The organism is Paenibacillus sp. N119s (assembly GCF_059447605.1).
This window is the reverse complement of record NZ_JCAJRU010000034.1, coordinates 21,422-27,617: the sequence shown is the minus strand read 5'-3', so window position 1 is coordinate 27,617 and position 6,196 is coordinate 21,422. Positions and strand designations below refer to the sequence as shown.

The window sequence follows — 6,196 nt, the reverse complement described above, 5'->3', positions numbered from 1 at the left end:
TGGAATTCCACTCTCCTCTTCTGCACTCAAGCTCCCCAGTTTCCAGTGCGACCCGAAGTTGAGCCTCGGGATTAAACACCAGACTTAAAGAGCCGCCTGCGCGCGCTTTACGCCCAATAATTCCGGACAACGCTTGCCCCCTACGTATTACCGCGGCTGCTGGCACGTAGTTAGCCGGGGCTTTCTTCTCAGGTACCGTCACTCTTATAGCAGTTACTCTATAAGACGTTCTTCCCTGGCAACAGAGCTTTACGATCCGAAAACCTTCATCACTCACGCGGCGTTGCTCCGTCAGGCTTTCGCCCATTGCGGAAGATTCCCTACTGCTGCCTCCCGTAGGAGTCTGGGCCGTGTCTCAGTCCCAGTGTGGCCGATCACCCTCTCAGGTCGGCTACGCATCGTCGCCTTGGTAGGCCTTTACCCCACCAACTAGCTAATGCGCCGCAGGCCCATCCACAAGTGACAGATTGCTCCGCCTTTCCTCCTTCTCCCATGCAGGAAAAGGATGTATCGGGTATTAGCTACCGTTTCCGGTAGTTATCCCTGTCTTGTGGGCAGGTTGCCTACGTGTTACTCACCCGTCCGCCGCTAGGTTATTTAGAAGCAAGCTTCTAAATAACCCCGCTCGACTTGCATGTATTAGGCACGCCGCCAGCGTTCGTCCTGAGCCAGGATCAAACTCTCCATTAAAGACCAACCGAAGCTGGTTTATTAAAAGAGCGATTAGCTCATTTTGAAACTGACGAAATAAATTATCTCATGTTTGATTTTGCGAACAAAATCAGTTTACTCACTCGTTGTTCAGTTTTCAAAGATCAAACATTCTTGTTTGCTTTGGATTTTTCGTTCCCCTCAGCAACTTTTATAGTGTATCATGTTTTCTAGTTCTGTGTCAACACTTTTTTCAAAAGTGTTTTTCGCTCTCTTTTTACAACTTGAAGCGACAAGAAATAATATATCATATATTCACTATATTGTGCAACTGTTTTTTTTAAAAGACTTAGTTAAGTAACAATACACTCGATATAAAGCTCTCTTTGAAGCATCAAGTTAATGATCTCCCCATCTACTTGAATTAACGGACGAGTCGGGTGATCCCGATCAGCGAATATAATTTCCCCTGTTCGCTTATCACTAAGACGTACCTTGGTCCCATTATTAAATTGGGTTAACTTTTGAATGAAGACTTGCACGACACTTGGGTCCAGCTTTCCAAATGATTCTGATTTGATTTGCTCTAAAACCAAATATGGTGATTGGGCAGGTCGGTATGTTTTCTCCAAAGTCATAGCATGAAATACATCAGCCACTCCGACGATTTTAGCGTATATGTGGATTTGCTCTCCTTTAAGACGCAATGGATATCCAGTGCCGTCCACTTTTTCATGATGCTGAAGAGCTGCCAAACGCACACCTTCGTTAATAGCCTTCACATTTCTAAGCATTTGGTATCCTAGTGATGTATGAAGACGTATCTCTTCTTGCTCTTCCCGCGTTAGTTGGGAGGGCTTGTACAGAATGGACGGGTCCATCTTAGCGTTCCCTATATCATGCAGCAATCCAGCAAAAGCTACCTGCATCCAATCCTTTTGAGGCAACCCAATCCATTGTGCAATGGAGTAAGAGGTAAGGGAGGTTAGCACAGCATTGTGAAAAATATAGTCCACTTCGATCATAGCTGGCGGAGTATAGGTCATTACATTATAACGTTGAATATGGGACAGTAAGGACTCCAGTTGTCCCCGCAACTCATATATAGATAAATTAGAGACAAGCACTGATTGAAACGCACTTTTAACGAGCATCACCATTTTGTCATACTCAACCTGGAATTGTTCAGATCCGTCTCGCCCATCCAAGGAAGCTTCCTGCGATTCATCTGTTCCAGATCGACCAGCGGTAGGCTCACTACTGGACTTTGTAAGATCGTCAGTACCTACCTCTACTTGTTGAATCAGGAATGCCTCTAAAATCTCCAAGTCACGTGGTAGCAGGATGCGTCCCTTCGGTAGCAACAAGCTGCCCATTTCAGTAAATACGTCGCTTTGTAATTTAAGTCCTGCTTTTAATTCCGATACGGGTACAGTTGTCATGGTCAACCTCTCTGTTCTCACAACAGCTGCTCCAGCTGCCAGTTATGATGTCATTATATTACTTGGGAATGATCCTGTACATTCATTTTATGCCATTTAAATTTGAATTCGTCAGCCTGAACAAGAAAAAAGACTCTCTTGACCAAATAGTCAGAGAGTCCCTTCCCCTAATTTTAAAACAACAATGTCGTTTCCATATTCAAGGCTTATTCTTCCTCAGAAGATGCTAGATCGTTACCTTCCGTATCTTCTGTATTATCTCCAAGAGTTGGTTCAGCAGATGACAGAGTTGGCTCTTCACCAGTTCCTCCGTCCTCTAATAAATCCTCAAGCAGTTCATCTTGCTCCTCATTCTTGTTCGCCCGACAAACCGTTGCAACCGCATCATCATCACGAATATTAATCAGCCTTACCCCTTGTGTATTCCGTCCCATCGTGGAGATTTCCCCCATGCTAGTCCGGATCAAGGTGCCGCTAGCTGTAATAATCATCAGATCCTCTTCGGCTTTTACAACCTTGAGGCCAACAACCGGACCGTTTTTGTCGGTAACGTTAATCGTCTTGATCCCTTTGCCTCCACGGCTCTGGATACGATAATCCACAGCAGGGGTACGTTTGCCATAACCCTTGGCTGTTACAATCAAAATATCCAGGTTGGTATCAACGATATCCATGCCAATTACAGCATCACTTTCATCAAGACTAATCCCTTTAACTCCTGTAGCGCTACGCCCCATAGATCGTACATCACTTTCAGGGAAACGGATAGACATGCCTTGTGCTGTACCAATAATCATTTCCTGCTGTCCATCAGTCAGCTTCACTTCGATCAGGGCGTCATCTTCACGCAAATTAATGGCAATCAGGCCACCTTTGCGGATATTCGCATAGTCATCAAGAGGTGTCTTCTTAATAATCCCATGTTGGGTCGCAAAGAACAGATAACTGTCCTCCACAAATTCCTCAATTGGAATTACTGCATTGATCGACTCACCCTGTTCAATCTGAATCAGGTTAATAATCGGTGTTCCCCGAGCTGTCCGGCTTAAATCTGGAATCTCATAGGCCTTAATTCGGTACACCTTACCCTTATCAGTAAAGAATAACAAATGGTGATGTGAATTCGTAATGAACAGATGCTCTACGAAGTCCTCATCTTTGGTATCCATACCTACTACACCACGACCACCGCGTTTTTGACTGCGATACGTAGTAACAGGTAGGCGTTTGATATATCCAGTATGGGTTACAGTAATAATAACGTCTTCACGCGGAATGAGATCCTCATCCAGAATACTTTCTTCACCCACTGTAATTTCAGTGCGACGTTCATCGGCAAAGCGTCCTTTCAGCTCATTCAGCTCTTCGCTGATGATATTGAGCACCAAATGCTCATTCGCCAAAATTTCACGATACTCCATAATCTTTTGGATTAGCTCGTTGTATTCATTCTCGATCTTCTCACGTTCCAAACCGGTTAAGCGTTGTAGACGCATATCGAGAATAGCCTGGGCCTGCTCAAGAGTCAGCGAGAAACGCTCAATCAGTCCTTCACGAGCTGCTTCTGCAGTTTGGGAAGAACGAATCAAAGAAATAACTTCGTCCAGATGGTCAAGAGCAATACGCAAACCTTCGAGGATGTGTGCTCTAGCTTCAGCTTTTTTCAGATCGAATTCTGTCCGGCGACGAATAACCTCAACCTGATGCTTGAGATAATAATACAAGACATCTTTCAGGTTTAAAATCTTCGGTTCATTGTTTACAATGGCCAGCATATTGATCCCGAAATTGGACTGCATGGCCGTATGTTTAAACAAATTGTTCAGAACGACGTTCGGGTTCACATCTCTACGCAGCTCGATAACGATACGCATACCCGTACGGTCTGATTCGTCTCGAAGATCTGTAATGCCTTCAATACGCTTGTCACGTACTAATTCAGCAATTTTCTCGACTAGGCGCGCCTTATTCACTTGGTAAGGCAACTCATGCACGATAATCCGTGCTTTATTGCCAATCTCCTCTATGGTGGTCTTCGCACGCATGGTCACAGATCCGCGGCCAGTCTGGTACGCTTGACGAATGCCTGAGCGGCCTAAGATATAACCTGCTGTAGGAAAGTCAGGACCTTGAATGTAATCCATAAGTTCCATCGGCGTAATGTCAGGGTTTTCAATCAGAGCTTGTACACCATCAATAACCTCTCCCAAGTTATGCGGAGGAATATTGGTTGCCATACCAACTGCAATCCCGCCGACACCGTTAACCAGCAAGTTAGGATAACGTGCAGGCAATACGACAGGCTCGCTCTCTTCACCATCGTAGTTCGGCATAAAATCAACGGTCTCTTTGTTCAAATCACGAAGCATCTCCATGGCAATCTTGGACAGCCGTGCTTCAGTGTAACGCATGGCTGCTGCCATATCTCCATCCACGGAGCCAAAGTTACCGTGTCCATCCACCAACATATAACGCAAGGAGAAATCCTGCGCCATCCGTACCATCGTGTCATATACAGCCGTATCACCATGAGGATGATACTTACCGATCACTTCACCGACGATTCTTGCCGATTTTTTATAAGGCTTATCTGGCGACATGCCTAGCTCGGACATCGCGTACAGAATACGACGATGTACCGGCTTCAGTCCGTCCCGCACATCAGGCAAGGCACGGCTAACAATAATACTCATGGCATAATCCATAAAGGATTCGCGCATTTCCACTCCGATATCCCTATTGATGATTTGCGAGTTATTTTGATCCGCCATGCTGGTCCTCCTTCTCATCCTTCAATACAGCGCTCTCTATGTGAAAATCCCAACAAGACACTGCCTATATACTCCGCTCCTTGCGCAGGATTTTGGCTGAAATCCTCATCTGTATAATTATATTACTTTCACAAAAAGAGCACAATTAAACACATTTGCCCTCTTTACAGCGTAAAACCCTCGTCATTCCCCTTCTGCCTTATAGGCAGATTGCTATTTTCTTGTAGATCTTACAAGCCCTGATTATAACAAATTCCCCTGAACTGGGGATTAGCCCCCACCCAAAGGGCCTTTACCACATACAATACGTATACGGTCAGGGCTCTACTTAGCAAAATTCCGAAAAACGCCGTATTTCTCTATTATATCATTGTTTTACGCGCTTGTCCTTTAGTTTCCCTTGTTTTGTTAAAGGATGTGGATTCCAGTTACATGACTCATATTTCAAAAAGAAAGGATGAGAATACTTGTCTATTCAGCGAGTATCCAGTAAGTGGGCCAAAACAAATGCCATTCTCCCCAATCCGGCATTGGCCGCATATATACCGGAAACACGTTTGTACACGTTTGAGCACTTGAATGAAATGTTGGCGGTGTATGGAACTGTCTATATTAAGCCGGATAATGGCACTTATGGAAAAGGGGTTATGCGTGCAGAAAAGCAGACAGAGCCGCTTCCGCCGACAGAAGAGGGAATCATCGAGGAGAGAACTTGGTATGTGCTGCGCTATGAAGTAGATATCCTCACCTTTGAAAGTCTGGATGAGCTGCATAGGGTGGTTTCTTCTCGTATAAAGAAACGCCCATATTTGATACAGCGCGGGATTCCCCTGCTTCATCATGAAAACCGTCCTTTCGATCTTAGGGTGTTAACCCAGATGAACTTGAGGCACCAATGGGAAACTACGCTTATTGTAGGACGCGTAGCTGCTCCTGACAAAGTCGTCACCAATCATCACAGCGGCGGGACAACACGCTTTTTTAATGAACTAGTAGCTCCATACATGGACGTTAAGGAGGCCGTACGACTGGAGCAAAAATTATCAAAAATGGGCGAGCGGGTAGCCTGGCAGCTACAAAAAAGATACCCTCGTTTAAGAGAAATTGGGTTAGATGTGGGATTGGATCAGCAAAACTATCCGTGGATTCTGGAGGTCAACACTAGACCAGCCATCAAAGTGTTCGCTTCCCTCCCAAACAAAAGCCTCTATCACAAAATATTCAGATATGCAGTAGGCTACGGCCGGTATACGGCATCTACGGGTAAACCTGTACGCTCTAAGAAAAAAGCCTGAAACTTTGAATTTAAATTTTCAAATCCATCCTGCCTGG

At 45.0% G+C, this 6,196-nt stretch carries 3 protein-coding genes and 1 rRNA gene; 1 reads left to right on the top strand and 3 read right to left on the bottom strand.

From position 1 onward, the window contains the following. From AC5V8P_RS06635 to gyrA, 3 genes are all read right to left on the bottom strand, one after another. A 16S ribosomal RNA gene (locus tag AC5V8P_RS06635) occupies positions 1–690 on the bottom strand; the annotation flags it as partial. Between the two features lie 314 nt (positions 691–1,004). Next, positions 1,005–2,093, bottom strand: a complete 1,089-nt coding sequence (locus AC5V8P_RS06630) for an HD-GYP domain-containing protein (protein ID WP_064797494.1) — start codon at positions 2,091–2,093, stop codon at positions 1,005–1,007. A 206-nt stretch (positions 2,094–2,299) separates the two neighbouring features. Then, a complete protein-coding gene (gyrA, locus tag AC5V8P_RS06625) occupies positions 2,300–4,864 on the bottom strand; it encodes a DNA gyrase subunit A (protein WP_064797495.1) in 2,565 nt (854 codons plus the stop codon). A gap of 467 nt (positions 4,865–5,331) precedes the next feature. Between gyrA and AC5V8P_RS06620 the strand changes: the two genes are divergently transcribed. Beyond that, positions 5,332–6,159 (top strand): YheC/YheD family protein, encoded by an 828-nt coding sequence (locus AC5V8P_RS06620; protein ID WP_063211655.1) that lies wholly within the window; start codon positions 5,332–5,334, stop codon positions 6,157–6,159. Positions 6,160–6,196: the final 37 nt, after the last annotated feature.